Consider the following 18182-nt stretch of genomic DNA (forward strand, 5'->3'; position numbering starts at 1 on the left):
ATGAACGTGCCCCATACCCGGCTGTCTACCCGCATGAGCGGGTCGGCCAAAGAGACCGAGCAGCGCCTGCGTAATCTCTTTGCCCGGCACAAGCGGCCTGCCCTGCTTTTGGTGGCGGTGGTAGCCCTGGCTATCGGCCTGTGCGGAGGGCTGGTGGCCTGCCGGAGTACCACGCAGGCCGGAAGTTTCACGATGGACACCCAGTATTATGACGCCCTGGGCAACTACATTGAGATCCCCAGACTGACGGCGGAGGGGGAGGGCGCCCAGGCGGTGAACCAGGCCCTGACCGCCCTCAAAAGCCAGTACCAGACCGTCATGGCCGCCCCTGTGAATACGGCAGGGGGCCAGCGGTGCCTGTTTTATCCTGCGGTCACCGAACGGTACGATAACCTGATCTTCTATCTGGACTCTGCCAGCTCTGGCAACGACGGTGATATCTACACCCTGGTCTACGACCGGCAGGAGGATCGGGTGGTCACCCTGACGGAGGCCCTGGAATTGGCGGGTACCACGGAGGATGCCCTCTGCCGGGGAGCGGAGGAGTACCTGAACGGGGAACTGGCGGGGACGGAGGTGGCTCTGGCTGCCCGAGATGGGGCGGTGACCGGGTTCCGCATCCGGGATGACGGGGGCGTGGAGTTCTACCTTACCTGTATGACCGACGATGCCGATCCGGCGGTGGACGCTGTGGATGGCTGGCAGCACCTGCTGGTGTATGCGGACGATAGCTGGCGCCACTACAACTGCAAGGCCACCTTGATGCTCACGGAGGAACTGCTTATTCCGGCGGAGGAGCTGGCCGGCTTTGATGCCCCTCTGTGGTATCAGTGGGGCCCATCCGGCGGAGAACCGGAAGGGGGCTTTGTGATGGAACAGATTCCTCCCCAGGTGGAGGAACAAGTCCTGCAATATATGAAAGATTCTCTGGGCTATTCCGAACCGCCTATGGAACTGATCCTCTGTGCCAGCTTCCATGATTTGAGTCGGTTGGATCTGGCGGAAGAATGGCGGGATATGGACGCTCTGGAGTGCTATGGAATTACCTATGGCGCCAACGGTACCTATGTGGGCGAAGATCTGCTCTTTTTCCGTAAGGGCGAGCAGTATACCTTCGTCGGATCGCTGGGAGAGTATGATTCCGAACAGGTGGAGCCCACTCGGTTGGCTGCTGTAGGCACCTATAATTATCGGATTATGTACTGGATGCTGGAGCAGGGCATCCTTACCGCCTTCCCCGAGGCGGATGCCATGCTGCGGGACACGCCCATGCCGCTGGCGGCCCGGAGCGCTACGGTGGCCTATTTTTACAGCAACAGGCCGGCGGATATGTCGATTTTCTTTGCCGACCAGGCGCCGCTCCAGCCGGAAGGACGCACCATGCGGATCGATGAAGCAAGCTACCTGGGCCTGCGGCAGCTTTACGAGACCTACGGTGTGGTCTATCAGCTAAGGTGCAGCGGCTGGGAGAATGGAGACTGGTATGCCTACCCGGAACCCCTGTGGCTGGTGTTCCAGCTGGGCCAGGGAGGAGACATGACTACCGTCCTGGGTGAAAGTGTGCCCAGGGAAACGGTGGAGCAGGCTGCGCTGGAGCAGGGATACCATCTGGTGGATGGGACAGTGGCCCTGTGGCGGGACGGATACCCCAACCCGGCGGGGCCGGGCAGTGAGGTGGGCTTTTTCTGGGAGGAGCCTGTGGTTACCGTCCTGGAGGACGCGGACCCCATCTACCAGGAGGGGGACTGGTGGCAGCAAATGGAGTGGGAGGGCCTTTCGACCCTGTGCTACCGCAATGCCGACGGCAGCTACGCCATCCAGCGGCTGGAGACCACACGAACCGACCTCTCTACCGACCGGGGCATCCGGGTGGGTTCCACCCGGGCGGAGGTGGAGGCGGCCTACGGGGAAAAGCTGTCCCGTACCGACTATTGGAGCCTGTATCCCGGGGAAGATTATCTGTGGTACTGTGCGGATCCGGAGGGCTGGGGGGCAGCCATCCTCTTCTTCTTTGATGGGGACCAGGTGAGCCGTATCGTACTCAACAATATGTTTAGTTGACATAAAACGAAGGGGCCTGCCGCGGCTGCGGCAGGCCCCTTTCTCATCAGGTGGTAAGGGTGGTGGAACGGCGCTGAGAGAGCCACAGTCCCGCCAGGATGAGGACGATGGCACCCAGGGTGAAAAGGGTCACCGGCTCCCCCAGGATGAGGAAGGAGGCGGCCACGGTGATCACCGGCATCAGGTAGAGATACACATTGGTGGCTACCGGGCCAATGAGGGCGGAGGCCCGATTCCAGGCCAGGAAGCACAGAGCGGAGGCCACCACGCCCAGGTACACCGTATTGCCCAACATCACCGGTTGGGCAAACCGGGTCAGATCAAAGGTGATGCCGGTACCCAGGCAGAAGGGGAGGGTAAAGAGGACACCCCAGAAAAAGACCTTCCGGGTGACCAGCAGATCGTTGAGGCCCTGACGCTGGGCGGACTCCAGACACAGACCGTAGACGCCCCAACTGATAGCGGAGCCCAGAGCCAACAGACAGCCGATGGGGTTGAAGTCAAAGGATTCCCCCTCCGCCAGGGAGATGAGGGCGATACCTGCCATGGCGAGAACAAAGCCCACAAAGAAGGAGGCTCCAGGCCGGGTGGTTCAACGGCACAGCCACAGCAGCGGCGCGGTAAACATGGGTGCGGAGGAGACGATGAGGCCTACGGTGGAGGCCATGGAAAAGGTGAGGGCGTAATTCTCCAGCAGAGAGTAGAAGGTGAGCCCCGACAGGGCGGCCCCCAGGAAAGGCAGCTCAGATCGGAAACTGCGGGGGAGATGGGGCTTTGGAGCACAGAGAAAGAGAATGGCCCAGGCCAGCACAAAGCGGAAGATGAGGATCTCTACCGGATGGAAGGCATCCAAAAGTACCTTGGTGGAGATATAGGTGGTACCCCACACAATGGAGACAGCCAGGGCCAGCAGATGGCCAAAGGCGGGAGAACGGCTCAAAATGGGCACGCTCCCTTCTGGTTTAATAGGAAAGAAACACCCCGCCTGCTGACGCAGGCGGGGCGAAAACTTTGATATGATCTTTACCTGCCAAGCAAAAATCACAGAATGCGGCGGGCAGCGATATACACGTTGGCGTAGTGGCCGGTCATCAGCTGATCGATCTGCACCTGATACTTGTTGGTAGAGGCGTGGATGAACTGGCCGTTGCCGATGTAGATGCCCACATGAGAGGCGGGGTAAGAGGTATTGTAACGGAAGAATACCAGATCGCCGGGCTGCAGCTCACTCTTGGATACCGCCACACCGTTGGACAGCTGGGTAGAAGCGGTGCGGTTCAGAGTGTAGCCGAAGTGGCGATATATGTAGCTGGTGAAGCCGGAGCAGTCAAAGCAGCTGGGGCCATTGCCGCCATAGACATAGGGCACACCCAGGAACTGCTTGGCGTAGCTGACGATCTGCTGACCCATGCTGCTGTCGGAAGCCACAGCCACGGCGGTGGTGCCGTCGCCGCGGGAACCGGCGGAGTCCTTGCAGGTCACCATATACTCGCTGCTGACATAGCCAACAGCACCGCTGGAGGTCTTGATCTTGTACCAGCCATTATTGATACCCACGATGGTGACAACCGCGTTGTCGTTAAGGGTGGTCACCTTGCTGTAGGTGGTGCCAGGCCCGCTGCGCACGTTCAGGGTGGAGCCGCCGGTCTGAACCAGACCGTAACCGATGGTCACATCGGCCTGAGCGGAGACCGTCAGGTATTCGCCGGACATATAGCCTTCCACGGTGTTGTAGTCCACCTTGTACCAACCGTTGCCGGCGTCCTCCAGAATGACGACGGTGTCACCCTCGGAAGCAGTAGCCAGGATGGTGGAAGTGGTGTTGGCCTCGTTGCGAAGGCGAAGGGCGTCGGTATTGACGGTGCCCACGCCGCTGGCGGCGGAAGCGCCGATCATACAGACGGCGGAAACGGCGACGGTCAGGAGCGTGGTGCGCAGAAGCTTGGCAGGTGTTATCATTGGTAGAATTCCTCCGTTCTGATCGTTGGGTGGGTAGGAACTTATTTGCCGGACAGAGCCCGGTCCAGCCAGACGGAAGCCACGTCCATAGCGGCGTACAGGCTGTCTTTCTCGGTCTTCTTAACCACACGGTCCCGGCTCTTCAGGTCAGGGTCGGTGAGCTGAAGCTGAACGGATACCCGGGTGGCCATGTCCAGATCCTGATCCTTCTTCTGATCCAGAACCTGAAGCATAATGATATATTTTTCGGCCATGCTGCCGTAATAGATCAGACTGTCTTTCCGGCGCAGCGGATGGCCCTTGTAAGTCAGAGGGATGCTTTGCGTAGCCATTTTGGCCTCCTTTTGGAAGTTGTTACTGCTTTTTAAAAACTGTAACCAAATTGTAACACATTGTTTCCAAGTCGTCAACCGCTTTTCCGGGATTTCTTGTTTTTTTCGCCCAAACCCTGAGGCAGACAGGGGGAAGAGGCATACAAATGCCGGATCAGCAGGACTGCTGTAAAGATGAGTCCGGCCAGTACCATCAGGCTCTCCAACAGCATGGTGAACATCTGACCACCCAGGGTGAGGATCAGGGTATATTTCATCCGCAGGTAGGTCAGATAGGCACTGAGGGAGGAGAGCTGGACCAGCACTGCCGGAGGCAGGCCCGTGGGACGGGTGCAGGCCCAGACCAGGGTGAGCACATCGGCCAGGAAGTAATAGCGGTCGTGCATATAGGGGAGAAAGAAAGGCACGCCCAGCGTAAGCGTGATGCCGAAGAACAGCAGAGCCCCATCGTCCAGCCGGTCCCGGAACAAGAAGGCCAGCACCAGCAGCAGCAAAACCAGGGCAAAGGCCGCCAGAATGCCCAAGCGGGCGCCGAAAGCCTCGTCAATTTGAGTGCCGTAGGGGACCATGGAGAAGATGGAGGCGCAGTTGTAGTTCAGTGCCCCTGCGCCCTCCTGCGTCTGGCCCACATAGACTCCCAGGATATCCCTCAGCGGTTTGCCCAGCAGCAGAGCAGGGATGCAGGTAACGGCATAGGCCAGGGGGAAGCACAACAGGTCCCGGAAGCGGGTGCGCCGGGCGATCCAAAGCACTGCCCACAGGGGGAGGATGAACACCGTTTGGAGTTTAAAGGAGAAGGCCACGCCCAGCAGGGCGGCGGAGGCCTTGGGTCGGTTCTCCAGCGCATCAGCCAGGGCATGGAGGGTGAGCGCGCCGTACAGTGCGTCGCACTGTTCCCACAGAGAGCCGTTGAGCACCACAGTGGGCAGCAGCAGCAGGACGCAGAAGCATACCAGGGGACGGATGCTGTCTTTGCCGGTGAAGTGACGTACCAGCCGCAGGCCGCCCCAGGCCAGCAGCACATCAAACAGGATGGAGAAGAGCTTGATGAGGTACAGGTCGGGGACCGGCAGGTAGGAGATGGCGGCCAGGAAATAGAGGTAGGGCACATTATAGTTGCCGATGGGCAGCTTGATGGCAGCGAAGCCGCCGTTGTCCCGGAAGGTGGCCACCCACTGGGACAGGAAGATCTCGTAGTCATCTGCCGCATAGTCCAGCAGGATTGCCCGGAGGAAGAAGGCCAGGCCGATGGGCAGCAGCAGGGTACATAGCCGGTCCAGGGAACAGCCCGACCGGTGGAGCAGCCACAGCGCCAGTACGGCCAGGGCGGTCAACAGTACAAAGACGGCGGCTTTTGCCCCTGGACCGCCCCGGGACAGTTCAGAGATTGGAAACAGGGCAAAAAACAGCAGCGCCAGACCGCCGGCACCGGCGAACAAGGAGAGAGGGGAGCATCGTTTCATCGTGATACCTCATTGTCGGTCGGATGGGACAGGGACAACGATAGAAAAAGGGGGCGCTGCATGGCTGCAACGCCCCCCAAAAACATTGGGATTAAAGATCCGCGCTGTCGGTCAGAATGGGCTCCTCAACAACGGGAGCGTCGTCAACGACTTCGGCAATCTCTTCGACGGCCTCGCCGCTCTGGGCGGTACCCTCGTCGTCCATCTGGTCGTATTTGCGGTACATGGACAGGCCGGAGCCGGCGGGGATCAGCTTACCGATGATGACGTTCTCCTTCAGGCCCAGCAGGTGGTCCACCTTACCCTTGATAGCGGCCTCGGTAAGGACCTTGGTGGTCTCCTGGAAGGAGGCGGCGGACAGGAAGGAGTCGGTGGCCAGAGATGCCTTGGTGATACCCATGAGCAGACGGGTGCAGGTGGGCAGCCGCAGCTCCATACCGTCGTTGGTCTCACCGGCGTCGATGCGGGCCTGAACAGCGGCCTTGGCATCCTCGAACTCGATGAGCTCGATGGTGGAGCCGGAGAGCAGGTCGGAGTCGCCGGCGTCCTCCACACGGACCTTCCGCATCATCTGGCGGCAGATAACCTCGATGTGCTTGTCGTTGATATCCACGCCCTGCTGACGGTAGGGCTTCTGCACTTCCTGGATCAGATAGTCGTACACAGCGTGGATGCCCCGGACACGGAGCACGTCCTGGGGATAGAGGGCGCCTTCGGTGAGGGCGAAGCCCTTCTCCACGGTGTCGCCGTTCTTCACACGCAGGCCGGCATAGGGCAGCGTATAGGTGACGACCTCGCCGTCATCGGCGGTGATGGTCACATTGCACATGGAGTTGCGCTTGGCCTCCTCCAGAGTGACCTTGCCGCCCACCTCGGCCAGCTGAGCCATCTTCTTGGGCTTGCGGGATTCGAACAGCTCCTCAACACGGGGAAGACCCTGGGTGATATCGCCGCCGGCCACGCCGCCGGTGTGGAAGGTACGCATGGTCAGCTGGGTACCGGGCTCACCGATGGACTGAGCGGCGATGATACCAACGGCCTCGCCGGCGCCCACAGGCTCGCCGATGGCCAGGTTAATGCCGTAGCACTTGGAACATACGCCGCTGCGGGCACGGCAGGTGAGCACGGAGCGGATCTTGACCTGATGGATGCCGTGAGCCTCCAGCAGCTTGGCGTCGTCGGCAGTCATCATGGTGTGGTGGTCGATAAGCACCTCGCCGGTCTGAGGATCGCAGATGTCCTCCACCGGATAGCGGCCCTTCAGACGCTCGCCGAAGGTCTCGATGACCTGGCCGTTCTCCACGATCTCGCTGACCATGATGCCGTCGTCGGTGCCGCAGTCGTCCTCACGGATGATGACTTCCTGAGACACGTCCACCAGACGGCGGGTCAGGTAACCGGAGTCGGCGGTACGCAGAGCGGTATCGGCCATACCCTTTCGGGCGCCTCGGGAGGAGATGAAGTACTCCAGCACGGACAGGCCTTCACGGAAGTTGGACTTGATGGGGATCTCGATGGTGCGGCCGGAGGTGTCGGCCATCAGGCCACGCATACCGGCCAGCTGACGGATCTGAGCGGAGCTACCACGGGCGCCGGAGTCGGCCATCATCCAGATGGGGTTGTAGCGGTCCAGGCCGGCCATCAGGGCGTCGGTCACGTCCTTGGTGGTCTTTTCCCAGGCCTCAACCACCAGGCGATACCGCTCCTCGTTGGTCAGGAAGCCGCGCTTGTACTGGCGCTCGATCTTCACGATCTCCTTCTCGGTGTTCTCGATGAGACCGTACTTCTTCTCGGGGATGGTCATGTCGTAGATGGACACGGTGAGGGAGCCCCGGGTGGAGAACTTGTAGCCCTTGGCCTTGATGGTGTCCAGCACGCCGGCGGACACGGTGAAGCCGTGCTTGACGATGCACTTGTCGATGATCTTGCCCAGCTGCTTCTTGCCGGTGACGAAGTTGATCTCGGGCTCAAACATCTGCTCGGGATCGGTACGGTCCACAAAGCCCAGATCCTGAGGAATACCCTCGTTGAAGATCAGGCGGCCAACGGTGGTGCGCACCAGCTTATAGCGGGTCTCGCCGTCTACCTCGGCGGAACGACGGACCAGGATGGGCACATGGAGCTCCAGCTCGCCCTCGTCGTAGGCCAGACGGGCCTCGATGTCGCTGCCGAAGACATGGAGCACCTCGCGGGGCAGCTGGCCGTCCTCGGTCTCGGCACAGATACCGGCGTAGGTGGGGATATCGTCCAGAGAGCCGGGGTTCTTGACCCACACCAGGTCGCCGGGATTCAGAGTGCCGGCGTCCAGAGCGGCCTTGACGGCGGCAACGTCGTCATAGGTCTCCTCGGCGGTGTGCTCGGCGTACTTCTCGTAGGTCAGGTAGTAGGAACCCAGCACCATGTCCTGAGTAGGCACGGTGACGGGGCCGCCGTCCTGAGGACGCAGCAGGTTGTTGGCGGAGAGCATCAGCACCCGGGCCTCGGTCTGGGCCTCGGCGGACAGAGGCACGTGGACGGCCATCTGGTCGCCGTCGAAGTCAGCGTTGAAGGCGGTACACACCAGGGGGTGCAGCTTGATGGCGCGGCCTTCCACCAGCACGGGCTCGAAGGCCTGGATGCCCAGGCGGTGCAGGGTAGGCGCACGGTTCAGCATAACGGGGTGGTCCTTGATGACGAACTCCAGGGCGTCCCAGACCTCAGCCTTGCCCTTGTCCACCATCTTCTTGGCGGACTTGATGTTGTTGGCCAGACCATCCTCCACCAGCTTCTTCATGACGAAGGGACGGAACAGCTCGATGGCCATCTCCTTGGGCAGACCGCACTGATAGATCTTCAGCTCGGGGCCAACCACGATAACGGAACGGCCGGAGTAGTCCACACGCTTACCCAGCAGGTTCTGACGGAAACGGCCCTGCTTACCTTTCAGCATATCGGACAGAGACTTCAGCGCACGGTTGTTGGCGCCGGTAACGGCGCGGCCGCGGCGGCCGTTGTCGATGAGGGCGTCCACAGCCTCCTGCAGCATCCGCTTCTCGTTGCGGACGATGATGTCGGGGGCGTTGAGCTGGATCAGGCGCTTCAGACGGTTGTTGCGGTTGATGACCCGGCGGTACAGGTCGTTCAGGTCGGAGGTGGCGAACCGGCCGCCGTCCAGCTGCACCATGGGGCGCAGCTCGGGGGGAATGACGGGCAGCACGTCAATGATCATCCACTCAGGCTTGTTGCCGGAGATGCGGAAGGCGTCCACCACTTCCAGACGCTTGACGATGCGGGCCTTCTTTTGGCCGGAGGCGTCCTTCAGCTCGGCGCGGAGCTGGGTGGAGAGCTCCTCCAGGTTGATGTCCTGGAGCAGCTTCTTCACGGCCTCGGCGCCCATGCCGGCCTCAAAGTCGTCCTCATACTTCTCCCGCATATCGCGGTACTCCTTCTCGGAGAGGATCTGGTTCTTGGCCAGGGGGGAGAAGCCGGGATCGGTCACAATATAGCTGGCGAAGTAGAGCACCTTCTCCAGAATGCGGGGGCTGATATCCAGCAGCAGACCCATCCGGGAGGGGATACCCTTAAAGTACCAGATGTGGGACACGGGGGCGGCCAGCTCAATGTGGCCCATGCGCTCACGGCGCACCTTGGCCCGGGTGACCTCCACGCCGCAGCGGTCACAGATCTTGCCCTTGTAGCGGATCTTCTTGTACTTGCCGCAGTGGCACTCCCAGTCCTTGGTGGGCCCGAAGATGCGCTCGCAGAACAGGCCGTCCCGCTCAGGCTTCAGGGTGCGGTAGTTGATGGTCTCCGGCTTCTTGACCTCGCCATAGGACCACTCGCGGATCTGCTCCGGGGAGGCGATGCCAATCTTAATGGCGTCAAATTCAGCGTAACTCATGTTTCTGCTCGACCTCCCTTACTTATTCCATATCGTCATCATCGGAGTAATCGTCCTCCGAATCGGAAAAATCATCGCTGTCGTCGGCAACGGCCAGATCATCGTCGTCGCTGCCTTCCTTGAGGGTGTAGCCCGCGGCGGCAAAGTCGGACTCTCCGCCGGCGTTGTAGCCGTAGAAGTCGTCGTCATCGTCGCGGAACTTGCCGGGCTGGTAGGTATCCTCGTCGTCGTCCTTCAGCTCGATCTCGTTGCCCTGGTCGTCCAGCACCTTCATATCCAGGCACAGGGACTGCAGCTCCTTGACCAGAACCTTGAAGGACTCAGGCACGCCGGGCTTGGGCACGTTGTGGCCCTTGACGATGGACTCGTAGGTGCGCACACGGCCGGTGACGTCGTCGGACTTGACGGTGAGGATCTCCTGCAGGGTGTAGGCGGCGCCGTAAGCCTCCAGGGCCCACACCTCCATTTCGCCGAAGCGCTGGCCGCCGAACTGGGCCTTGCCGCCCAGAGGCTGCTGGGTGACCAGGGAGTAGGGGCCGGTGGAACGGGCGTGGATCTTATCGTCAACCAGGTGGTGCAGCTTGAGGAAGTAGACGTAGCCCACGGTGACGGGGTTGTCGAACCGCTCGCCGGTGCGGCCGTCGTACAGCCAGCTCTTGCCGTCGGGGCGCAGACCGGCCATCTTCAGGGTCTCGGCGATGTCCTTCTCGTCGGCGCCGTTGAAGACGGGGGTGGCCACCTTCCAGCCCAGGGTCTTGGCGGCGTAGCCCAGATGGACCTCCAGCACCTGACCGATGTTCATACGGGAAGGCACGCCCAGGGGGTTCAACACGATGTCCAGAGGAGTGCCGTCGGGCAGGAAGGGCATATCCTCCTGGGGCAGGATGCGGGACACAACACCCTTGTTACCGTGACGGCCGGCCATCTTGTCGCCCACGGAGATCTTACGCTTCTGGGCGATATAGACGCGGACCACCATGTTGACGCCGGGGGAGAGCTCGTCGCCCGCCTCGCGGGTAAAGACCTTCACGTCCACGATGATGCCGCTCTCGCCGTGAGGCACCTTCAGGGAGGTGTCACGGACCTCGCGGGCCTTCTCACCGAAGATGGCGCGCAGCAGGCGCTCCTCGGCGGTGAGGTCGGTCTCGCCCTTGGGGGTGACCTTGCCCACCAGGATGTCGCCGGCACGGACCTCGGCGCCCACCCGGATGATGCCGCGCTCGTCCAGGTCCTTCAGGGCGTCGTCGCCCACGTTGGGGATGTCCCGGGTGATCTCCTCGGGACCCAGCTTGGTGTCGCGGGACTCAGTCTCGTACTCCTCGATGTGGATGGAGGTGAACACGTCCTCCTTCACCATGCGCTCGTTGAGCAGGATGGCGTCCTCGTAGTTGTAACCTTCCCAGGTCATAAAGCCCATGAGGATGTTCTTACCCAGGGCGATCTCGCCGTTGGAGGTGGAGGGGCCGTCCGCGATGACCTCGCCCTTCTCCACCCGCTGGCCGGCGTTGACAATGGGACGCTGGTTGATGCAGGTGCCGTGGTTGGAGCGCAGGTACTTGGTCAGCTTGTACTCCTCCACCCGGCCGCTGTCATAGCGAACGGTGACGTACTGAGCAGACACCTTGGTGACCACACCGTCCTCCTCGGCCAGAATGGCGACCTCAGAGTCGATACAGTTCTTGTGCTCCTGACCGGTGGCCACGATGGGGGCCTGGGTGGTCAGCAGAGGCACGGCCTGACGCTGCATGTTGGCGCCCATCAGAGCACGGTTGGCGTCGTCGTTCTCCAGGAAGGGGATCATGGCGGTAGCGATGGAGAACATCATCTTGGGGGACACGTCCATGTAGTCCACCTGATCCCGGTCCACATCGATGATCTCGTTGCGGTGACGGCAGGTGATACGGGCGTTCTTCAGACAGCCGTTCTCGTCCAGAGGCTCGGTGGCCTGGGCGATGGTGAACTCGTCCTCCATGTCGGCGGTCATATACTCCACCTGGTCGGTGACCTTGCCGGTGGCCTTATCCACCTTGCGGTAGGGAGCCTCGATGAAGCCGTAGCGGTTGATGCGGGCGTAGGAGGCCAGGTAGGAGATCAGGCCGATGTTGGGACCTTCGGGGGTCTCAATGGGGCACAGACGACCGTAGTGGGAGTAGTGAACGTCTCGCACATCGAAGGAGGCACGGTCACGGGACAGACCGCCGGGGCCCAGAGCGGACATACGGCGCTTGTGGGTTAGCTCGGCCAGAGGGTTGGTCTGGTCCATGAACTGGCTCAGGGGGGAGGAACCGAAGAACTCCTTGATCGCGGCGGTAACGGGACGGATGTTGATCAGGGACTGGGGGGTGACGATGTCCAGGTCCTGAATGGTCATGCGCTCCCGGATGACGCGCTCCATGCGGGAGAAGCCGATGCGGAACTGGTTCTGCAGCAGCTCGCCCACGCAGCGCAGACGACGGTTGCCCAGGTGGTCAATGTCGTCGGCGTTGCCCACGCCATGGGCCAGGCAGTTGAGGTAGTTGATGGACGCCATGATGTCGTCCACAATGATGTGCTTGGGAACCAGGTCATCGATGCGGTCCTTGACAGCCTCTTTCAGCTCCTCGCCGGAGTAGTTCTGCAGCAGCTCCTGCAGAACGGAGAAGCGGACCTTCTCGGTGATGCCGCACTCAGCGGGATCAAAGTCCACAAAGCCGGCCATATCCACCATGTTGTTGGAGAACACCTTCAGCTGAACGCCGCCGTCCAGGTCCAGGATGGCCTCGTTGACGCCCTTGGCCTCCAGCTCACGGGCCCGCTCGCGGGTGAGCACCTCGCCGGGCTCAGCCAGGATCTCGCCGGTGGTGGGATCGACCACGGGCATGGCCAGCTTCTGGCCGGACAGACGGGACCAGATGGCCAGCTTCTTGTTGAACTTGTAGCGGCCCACAGCGGACAGGTCGTACCGGCGGGGGTCGAAGAAGAGGGCGTTGAGCAGGCTCTCAGCGGAGTCCACCGTGGGGGGCTCGCCGGGACGCAGCTTGCGGTAGATCTCCAGCAGGGCCTCCTCATAGGTCTTGCAGGCGTCCTTCTCCAGAGTAGCCACGATGCGGGGGTCATCGCCGAACAGGTCCAGGATCTCCTGATCGGTCTTGGGACCCACGGCCCGGATCAGGCAGGTGATGGGCAGCTTGCGGTTCTTGTCGATGCGGACATAGAAGATGTCGCTGAGATCGGTCTCATACTCCAGCCAGGCACCGCGGTAGGGGATGACGGTAGTGGCGTACACCACATTGCCGGTCTTATCCTCAGTGCGGGCGTAATAGATGCCGGGGGAACGGACGATCTGGGAGACGATGACGCGCTCGGCGCCGTTGATGACAAAGGTACCGGCCTTGGTCATCAGAGGGAAATCTCCCATGAAGATCTCCTGCTCCTTCATCTCGTCGGTCTCTTTGTTGCGCAGGCGCACCCACACCTTGATGGGAGCGGCGTACGTGGCGTCACGGGCCTTACATTCCTCCACGTTGTACTTGGGAGGCTCATCCATGGAGTAGTCGATGAAGGAGAGCTCCAGATTACCGGCATAGTCGGTAATGGAGGCCACATCCTTGAAGACCTCCCTCAGGCCTGTCTCCAGGAACCACTGATAGGAGTTCTTCTGCACCTCCAGCAGGTTGGGCATTTCCAGGATCTCTTCATGGCGGGCGAAGCTTTTGCGGAGGGTCTTGCCGAAGTAGACGTCCTTGACCATCGTAGAAAAAACACCTCGATTTCATTGTCTGGAACCGCCGCCACGGGGGGACGATTCCGGCGAAGGCTGCTGCTTTCCGTCAAATCATACAAAAGGGGCGGTGGAGCACCGGGTGCGAACACCCGGATGCGTGGATAAAAATATTCTGATATCCTCTTGCGCTTTCCGCCCTGCTGTGTTAAACTGACCACACAGTGGGGCAGAATGTTCTGACGCAATCGGAAGTTAAGAGCGTTTTAGTATACCATGAAATCATAGGAAAAGTCAACGGCTGTTTGGTGAAAATCTGGAGAAATCCAGATTTTTTTCATGTCTGCGGCAGGATGGAGGAGAGCAGGATGCAGGACAGAGAGGTGGCGGAACAGATCGCGGATGTGATCCGCCTGTGTGAGGACACGGACGGGCTGCTCGTTGCCAACCGGGACGGCATTGTGGAGTTCCAGCGGATTTTTGTGGACAATCTCTGGAAGTCGGGGGAGACGGTGGGACTGCACATTTTTGAACTGTACCCCGAGCTGGATGAGGAGAGCAGTACTATCATTCAGGCGCTGAGGACTGGAAAACCTACTTATAATGTACTGCAGGACATCAACAACCGCCGTGGCGAGCGGGTGCTGTTGGAATCCACCACCATCCCCATTGTGGTGGATGGACAGGTAGCGTGTGTCATCGACTCCTCCAAATTCCACTCCATTGATCAGCGGGTTATCCGGGGGAAGGGAGGCATTTCCACCCTGGACCGCATCATCACCCAGGACCCGGCTATGTTGGCCCTGAAGAAACGCATCCGGGACGTGGCGCCCCTGGATTCCTCCGTGCTCATTTACGGTGAGACGGGCACCGGAAAGGAATTGGTGGCAGAGTCCCTCCACAGCGAGGGACGGCGTTCCGGCAGGCCCTTTGTCTCCCAGAACTGCGCGGCGATTCCGGCCAATTTGCTGGAGAGTCTGTTCTTCGGTACCGAAAAGGGCTGCTATACCGGCGCCCTGACCCGGAAGGGCCTGCTGGAGGAGGCTGACGGCGGCACTCTGTTTCTGGACGAGATCAACTCTATGGAGACCGGCCTCCAGGCTAAACTGTTGAAGGTATTGGAGGAGAAAAAGGTCCGCCGCCTGGGCGGCAACCGGGACATCCCCTTTGACGTGCGTATTGTGGCAGCGGTGAATGAGGAGCCCGCCAGGCTTATCCGAGAGCACCGGCTGCGGGAGGATCTGTACTACCGTCTGGGTGTGGTTCGGATCACGCTGCCTCCTTTGCGGAAGCGGGTTGGAGATATCCCTCTGCTCATCCGCTATTTTATCGACCAGTACAACCGAAAAATGAAGCGCAGCATCCAGGGAGTCAGTGCTCAGGCGTTACGCCGGCTGGAACGGTATAGCTGGCCCGGAAACGTGCGGGAGCTGCAGAATGTGATCGAGGGGGCCTTTGCTTCCGCACGTTCCGAGCTGCTGGTGCTGGACCACATGGAGGACGCCCTGGAGTATCAGGAGGTATCCCTGGCGGAAGAGAGCCGGGAGGGAGATATTGACCCGGGCTTTTCACTGACCAAGGCGCTGGAACAGTATGAAAGGGAGCTGCTGCACAAGGCTATGGAACAATCCTCCTCCATCTCGCAGGCTGCCCGTCTGCTGGGCCTGTCCAGACAGAACCTGAAATATAAACTGCAAAAATATAACCTGTAAAAAATTTTGCATCCGCAAAAAATTTTGCCTGCAATAAGGGAGACTCTTCCCATAGAGAGCAGCAAGGACCGCCCCGTTTGTCGGCGGAAAGAGGAGCAGAAGCCCTTCTTTCTGCATGAAAAGACAAATAGGGCGGTCTTTTTGTATTCTGACCTCCGGTTGGCACGGAATTTGCTCCTTGTGAAAGAGGAAACAGACTGAATGGGAAGAAAGGAAGATCGATATGCGAACCCTTCGCTATAACGGAACGATTCTTTCGATGGATCAGACCATAAGCCGATATGAGGCCATTGGTGTTCAAGATGGGAAAATTGTGTTTTTGGGGACAAATCAGGAGGCGCTGACCCAGCGATGGGATGAGAAAAAGGACCTTAACGGCGCCTGTGTGCTGCCTGGCTTTAACGATACCCATATGCACCTGCTCCACTATGCCATGTTCCGCCGGAATGTGCCTCTGATGGGCGTTAAAAACATCGATGAAGTGGTGGCGCGTTGTAAGGCCCGGATTGAGACGGAGCATCCCGGTTACCTCATCGGCATGGGCTGGAATCAGGAGACTATGGAAGAGGGACGGCTGCTGACGAAAGAGGACATGGACCGCATCTCCACTGAGATCCCGGTGTGTATGCTGCGGACCTGCATCCATATCGCCGCCTGCAATACGGTGATGCTGGAGAAGATTCGTGCCCTGAAAAATGTGGAGCCCGAGGTGATGGCTCTGGTGGATTTTGAGCACGGTATCCTGCGGGAGAACGCCGCCCGCCTCTACATGGACGTGCTGCCCCAGGCGGACGACGCCTATGTGCGTCAGCTGATCCGGGAAGGGCAAAAGGAGCTGAATGCCGCCGGCATCACCTGTATCCACTCTGATGATCTGATGGCTATCGCCGGTATGGACCCCATCCGGCTCATCGGTATTTTCCGGGAGATGGAGGCCGACGGGGAACTGACCGTGCGGGTGTATGAACAGTGCCTGGTGGAGCCGGAGGACTTTGAACGGCTCAGGGGCGTGCGCAGCGACCCGGATGACCGGGACAGTCTCTTCCGTACCGGACCACGGAAGCTGCTCCAGGATGGTTCTCTGGGCGCCAAGTCCGCCGAGATGATAGACGGATATGTGGATGACCGGGAGAACCACGGTATTCCTATTTATACAGAAGAGGAGTTGTGCAGCCGCATCCGGGCGGCCCACGATATCCACATGGACGTGGCGGTCCATGCCATCGGCGACCTGGCCCTGAAAAAGGTGTGTGACGCCATGGAGAAAGCGGAGCAGGCCAATCCCTGGACGGATCACCGCCACGGCATCGTCCACGCCCAGACCACCACCCCCGCCCTGCTGGAGCGGATGAAGGAACTGGGTCTACAGGCCTATATCCAGCCCATCTTCATCGACGCCGATATGAACATCATTGCCGAGCGGGTGGGAGAGGAGCACGCCCGGGACTGCTACAACTGGAAGGCCATGCTGGACCTGGGCCTGCACGTCAGCGGCGGTTCCGACTGCCCGGTGGAGCCCTTCAACGTGCTGGATAATATGCGCGCCGCCATCACCCGGCAGAACCGGGCTGGCACCAAGACCTATCTGCCCGAGCAGGCGCTTACCGTGGAGCAGGCCATTCGGCTCTTTACCTCGGATGCCGCCTGGCCCAGCCGGGACGAGGGGGTGCGGGGTACCCTGGAGGAGGGCAAGCAGGCCGACCTAGTGGTGCTGGATCAGGATCTGTTTGAGGTCCAGCCCAGCCGCTTCCCCCAGGTGAAGGTATTGGAGACCGTACTCAACGGCGTCACAGTCTATCAGGCGTAACGCGGTGCTCCGCGTGGACCATAGAAAGGAGAGCTCCCTATGAACGAGATGCTGGAAAAGGCCCGTGCTATTGAGAAGCAGATCATCGCCGACCGGCGCTGTCTGCATCAGATCCCCGAAGTGGGTGTCTATACCCCCAAAACGGCGGAGTATGTGAAAAAACGGCTGGATGAGATGGGCATACCCCATCATGACTGCGGCATCCACACCAAGGAGGAGCGGGAGAAGATGGTATTCGCCGGTTATCCCGACGCCCCCGAATCCACCGGCGTGGTGGGACTCATCGGCAAGGACGGTCCCTGTATCCTGCTGCGGGCTGATATGGACGGCCTGCCCATGGAGGAGACCACCGGCCTGGAGTTTGCATCCAAGGGCAACACCGCCCATATGTGCGGCCATGATGCCCACGCCGCCATGCTGCTGGGCGCCGCTCAGATCCTGAAGGATATGGAGGACGAGCTGCCCGGCACCGTGAAGCTGATGTTCCAGCCCGGTGAGGAGATGGGCTACGGTTCCCGCACCATGGTGGACGACGGTCTGCTGGAGAACCCCAAGGTGGACGCCGCTATGGCGCTCCACGTGGGGTCCCAGGTGGAAGTCGGCAAGCTGAACTACTCTCCCGGCGTGGCCTCCGGAGCCATGGCCACCTTTATTGTCAGTATCCAGGGCAAGGGCGGCCACTCCTCCGAGCCCCAAAAGACCATCGACCCGGTGAACATTGCCACTCAGGTGTGCTCCGCCCTCAATATGCTCATTCCCCGGGAGGTGGACCCGGAGGCCTTTGCCACCATGACGGTGGGCGCCCTCAACGGCGGCCGGGCCTCCAACATCATCCCCGACACCGCGGAGATCATGGTGTCCTTCCGCACCCTCAGCCCGGAGGCCTACGACCACCTGATTGAGCGTATTCCTGAGATCCTGGAACACTACATCAAGGCCTGGCGGGGCACCTATGAGGTGCGGGTACTTAAGACCCCCAGCACCGTGTGCGACCCCAACTTCTCCGCGGAGATCGTTCCCTTCGCCGCTGAGATCCTGGGAGCGGAGAATGTGAAACCGGTGCCCCCCATGAAGGGGGCCGAGGACTTCGGCCATGTGACCCGCCATGTGCCCGGATTCTATGCCTTTATGGGGGCGGGCTCGCCGGAGGGCTACCCGCTGCATAATCCCAATATGGTACTGGATGAGAATGCCTTCGCCCTCGGAACCGCTATCCTGGCCAACTGCGCCGTAAAGTGGCTGAAAAAGAAGGCCCAAGGTTGAGCGGA

At 60.5% G+C, this 18182-nt stretch carries 11 protein-coding genes; 4 read left to right on the forward strand and 7 right to left on the reverse strand.

Annotated elements, in window-relative coordinates; genetic code table 11:
- The gene (locus B5G40_RS05390; RefSeq protein ID WP_087398994.1) at positions 1–2061 is read left to right on the forward strand and encodes a hypothetical protein; all 2061 of its coding nucleotides are present in this window, start codon (positions 1–3) and stop codon (positions 2059–2061) included.
- Positions 2062–2107: 46 nt separating this feature from the next.
- Here the strand turns inward: B5G40_RS05390 and B5G40_RS05395 are convergent, their stop codons facing one another.
- The 7 genes from B5G40_RS05395 to rpoB all read right to left on the reverse strand — a co-directional run bounded on the left by B5G40_RS05395 (position 2108) and on the right by rpoB (position 13425).
- Positions 2108–2626, reverse strand: coding sequence for a DMT family transporter (locus tag B5G40_RS05395; protein ID WP_087328842.1), 519 nt, complete (start codon positions 2624–2626; stop codon positions 2108–2110).
- 27 nt (positions 2627–2653) lie between these two features.
- Complete coding sequence (locus B5G40_RS05400; RefSeq protein WP_158099486.1) at positions 2654–3001, reverse strand: DMT family transporter; 348 nt, start codon at positions 2999–3001, stop codon at positions 2654–2656.
- A 101-nt stretch (positions 3002–3102) separates the two neighbouring features.
- Complete coding sequence (locus B5G40_RS05405) at positions 3103–4020, reverse strand: SH3 domain-containing C40 family peptidase (protein ID WP_087398995.1); 918 nt, start codon at positions 4018–4020, stop codon at positions 3103–3105.
- Positions 4021–4061: 41 nt separating this feature from the next.
- On the reverse strand, positions 4062–4352 hold the full coding sequence (locus B5G40_RS05410) for a hypothetical protein (RefSeq protein WP_087187735.1): 291 nt from the start codon (positions 4350–4352) through the stop codon (positions 4062–4064).
- Positions 4353–4426: 74 nt separating this feature from the next.
- Positions 4427–5815 carry a conjugal transfer protein TraL gene (locus B5G40_RS05415; RefSeq protein WP_206407214.1) on the reverse strand — a complete coding sequence of 463 codons (1389 nt, stop codon included), beginning with the start codon at positions 5813–5815 and terminating at the stop codon, positions 4427–4429.
- Between the two features lie 91 nt (positions 5816–5906).
- Positions 5907–9695 carry a DNA-directed RNA polymerase subunit beta' gene (rpoC, locus tag B5G40_RS05420; protein WP_087398996.1) on the reverse strand — a complete coding sequence of 1263 codons (3789 nt, stop codon included), beginning with the start codon at positions 9693–9695 and terminating at the stop codon, positions 5907–5909.
- 22 nt (positions 9696–9717) lie between these two features.
- Positions 9718–13425, reverse strand: a complete 3708-nt coding sequence (gene rpoB / locus B5G40_RS05425; RefSeq protein ID WP_087328850.1) for a DNA-directed RNA polymerase subunit beta — start codon at positions 13423–13425, stop codon at positions 9718–9720.
- A 338-nt stretch (positions 13426–13763) separates the two neighbouring features.
- Between rpoB and B5G40_RS05430 the strand changes: the two genes are divergently transcribed.
- The 3 genes from B5G40_RS05430 to B5G40_RS05440 all read left to right on the forward strand — a co-directional run bounded on the left by B5G40_RS05430 (position 13764) and on the right by B5G40_RS05440 (position 18177).
- Complete coding sequence (locus tag B5G40_RS05430; protein WP_087398997.1) at positions 13764–15107, forward strand: sigma-54 interaction domain-containing protein; 1344 nt, start codon at positions 13764–13766, stop codon at positions 15105–15107.
- Between the two features lie 223 nt (positions 15108–15330).
- Positions 15331–16914 (forward strand): amidohydrolase, encoded by a 1584-nt coding sequence (locus B5G40_RS05435; protein ID WP_087398998.1) that lies wholly within the window; start codon positions 15331–15333, stop codon positions 16912–16914.
- Positions 16915–16953: 39 nt separating this feature from the next.
- Positions 16954–18177 carry a M20 metallopeptidase family protein gene (locus tag B5G40_RS05440; protein WP_087398999.1) on the forward strand — a complete coding sequence of 408 codons (1224 nt, stop codon included), beginning with the start codon at positions 16954–16956 and terminating at the stop codon, positions 18175–18177.
- Positions 18178–18182: the final 5 nt, after the last annotated feature.

It is taken from the genome of Flavonifractor sp. An9 (assembly GCF_002161245.1).
Classification (GTDB): Bacteria; Bacillota; Clostridia; order Oscillospirales; family Oscillospiraceae; genus Flavonifractor; species Flavonifractor avicola.

Bases quoted from the DNA above. Each gene is read 5' to 3' on its own strand.
- B5G40_RS05390 (WP_087398994.1), top strand. From the start codon at position 1: ATGAACGTGCCCCATACCCGGCTGTCTACCCGCATGAGCGGGTCGGCC.
- B5G40_RS05405 (WP_087398995.1), bottom strand. From the start codon at position 4,020: ATGATAACACCTGCCAAGCTTCTGCGCACCACGCTCCTGACCGTCGCC.
- B5G40_RS05410 (WP_087187735.1), bottom strand. From the start codon at position 4,352: ATGGCTACGCAAAGCATCCCTCTGACTTACAAGGGCCATCCGCTGCGC.
- B5G40_RS05415 (WP_206407214.1), bottom strand. From the start codon at position 5,815: ATGAAACGATGCTCCCCTCTCTCCTTGTTCGCCGGTGCCGGCGGTCTG.
- rpoC (WP_087398996.1), bottom strand. From the start codon at position 9,695: ATGAGTTACGCTGAATTTGACGCCATTAAGATTGGCATCGCCTCCCCG.
- rpoB (WP_087328850.1), bottom strand. From the start codon at position 13,425: ATGGTCAAGGACGTCTACTTCGGCAAGACCCTCCGCAAAAGCTTCGCC.
- B5G40_RS05430 (WP_087398997.1), top strand. From the start codon at position 13,764: ATGCAGGACAGAGAGGTGGCGGAACAGATCGCGGATGTGATCCGCCTG.
- B5G40_RS05435 (WP_087398998.1), top strand. From the start codon at position 15,331: ATGCGAACCCTTCGCTATAACGGAACGATTCTTTCGATGGATCAGACC.
- B5G40_RS05440 (WP_087398999.1), top strand. From the start codon at position 16,954: ATGAACGAGATGCTGGAAAAGGCCCGTGCTATTGAGAAGCAGATCATC.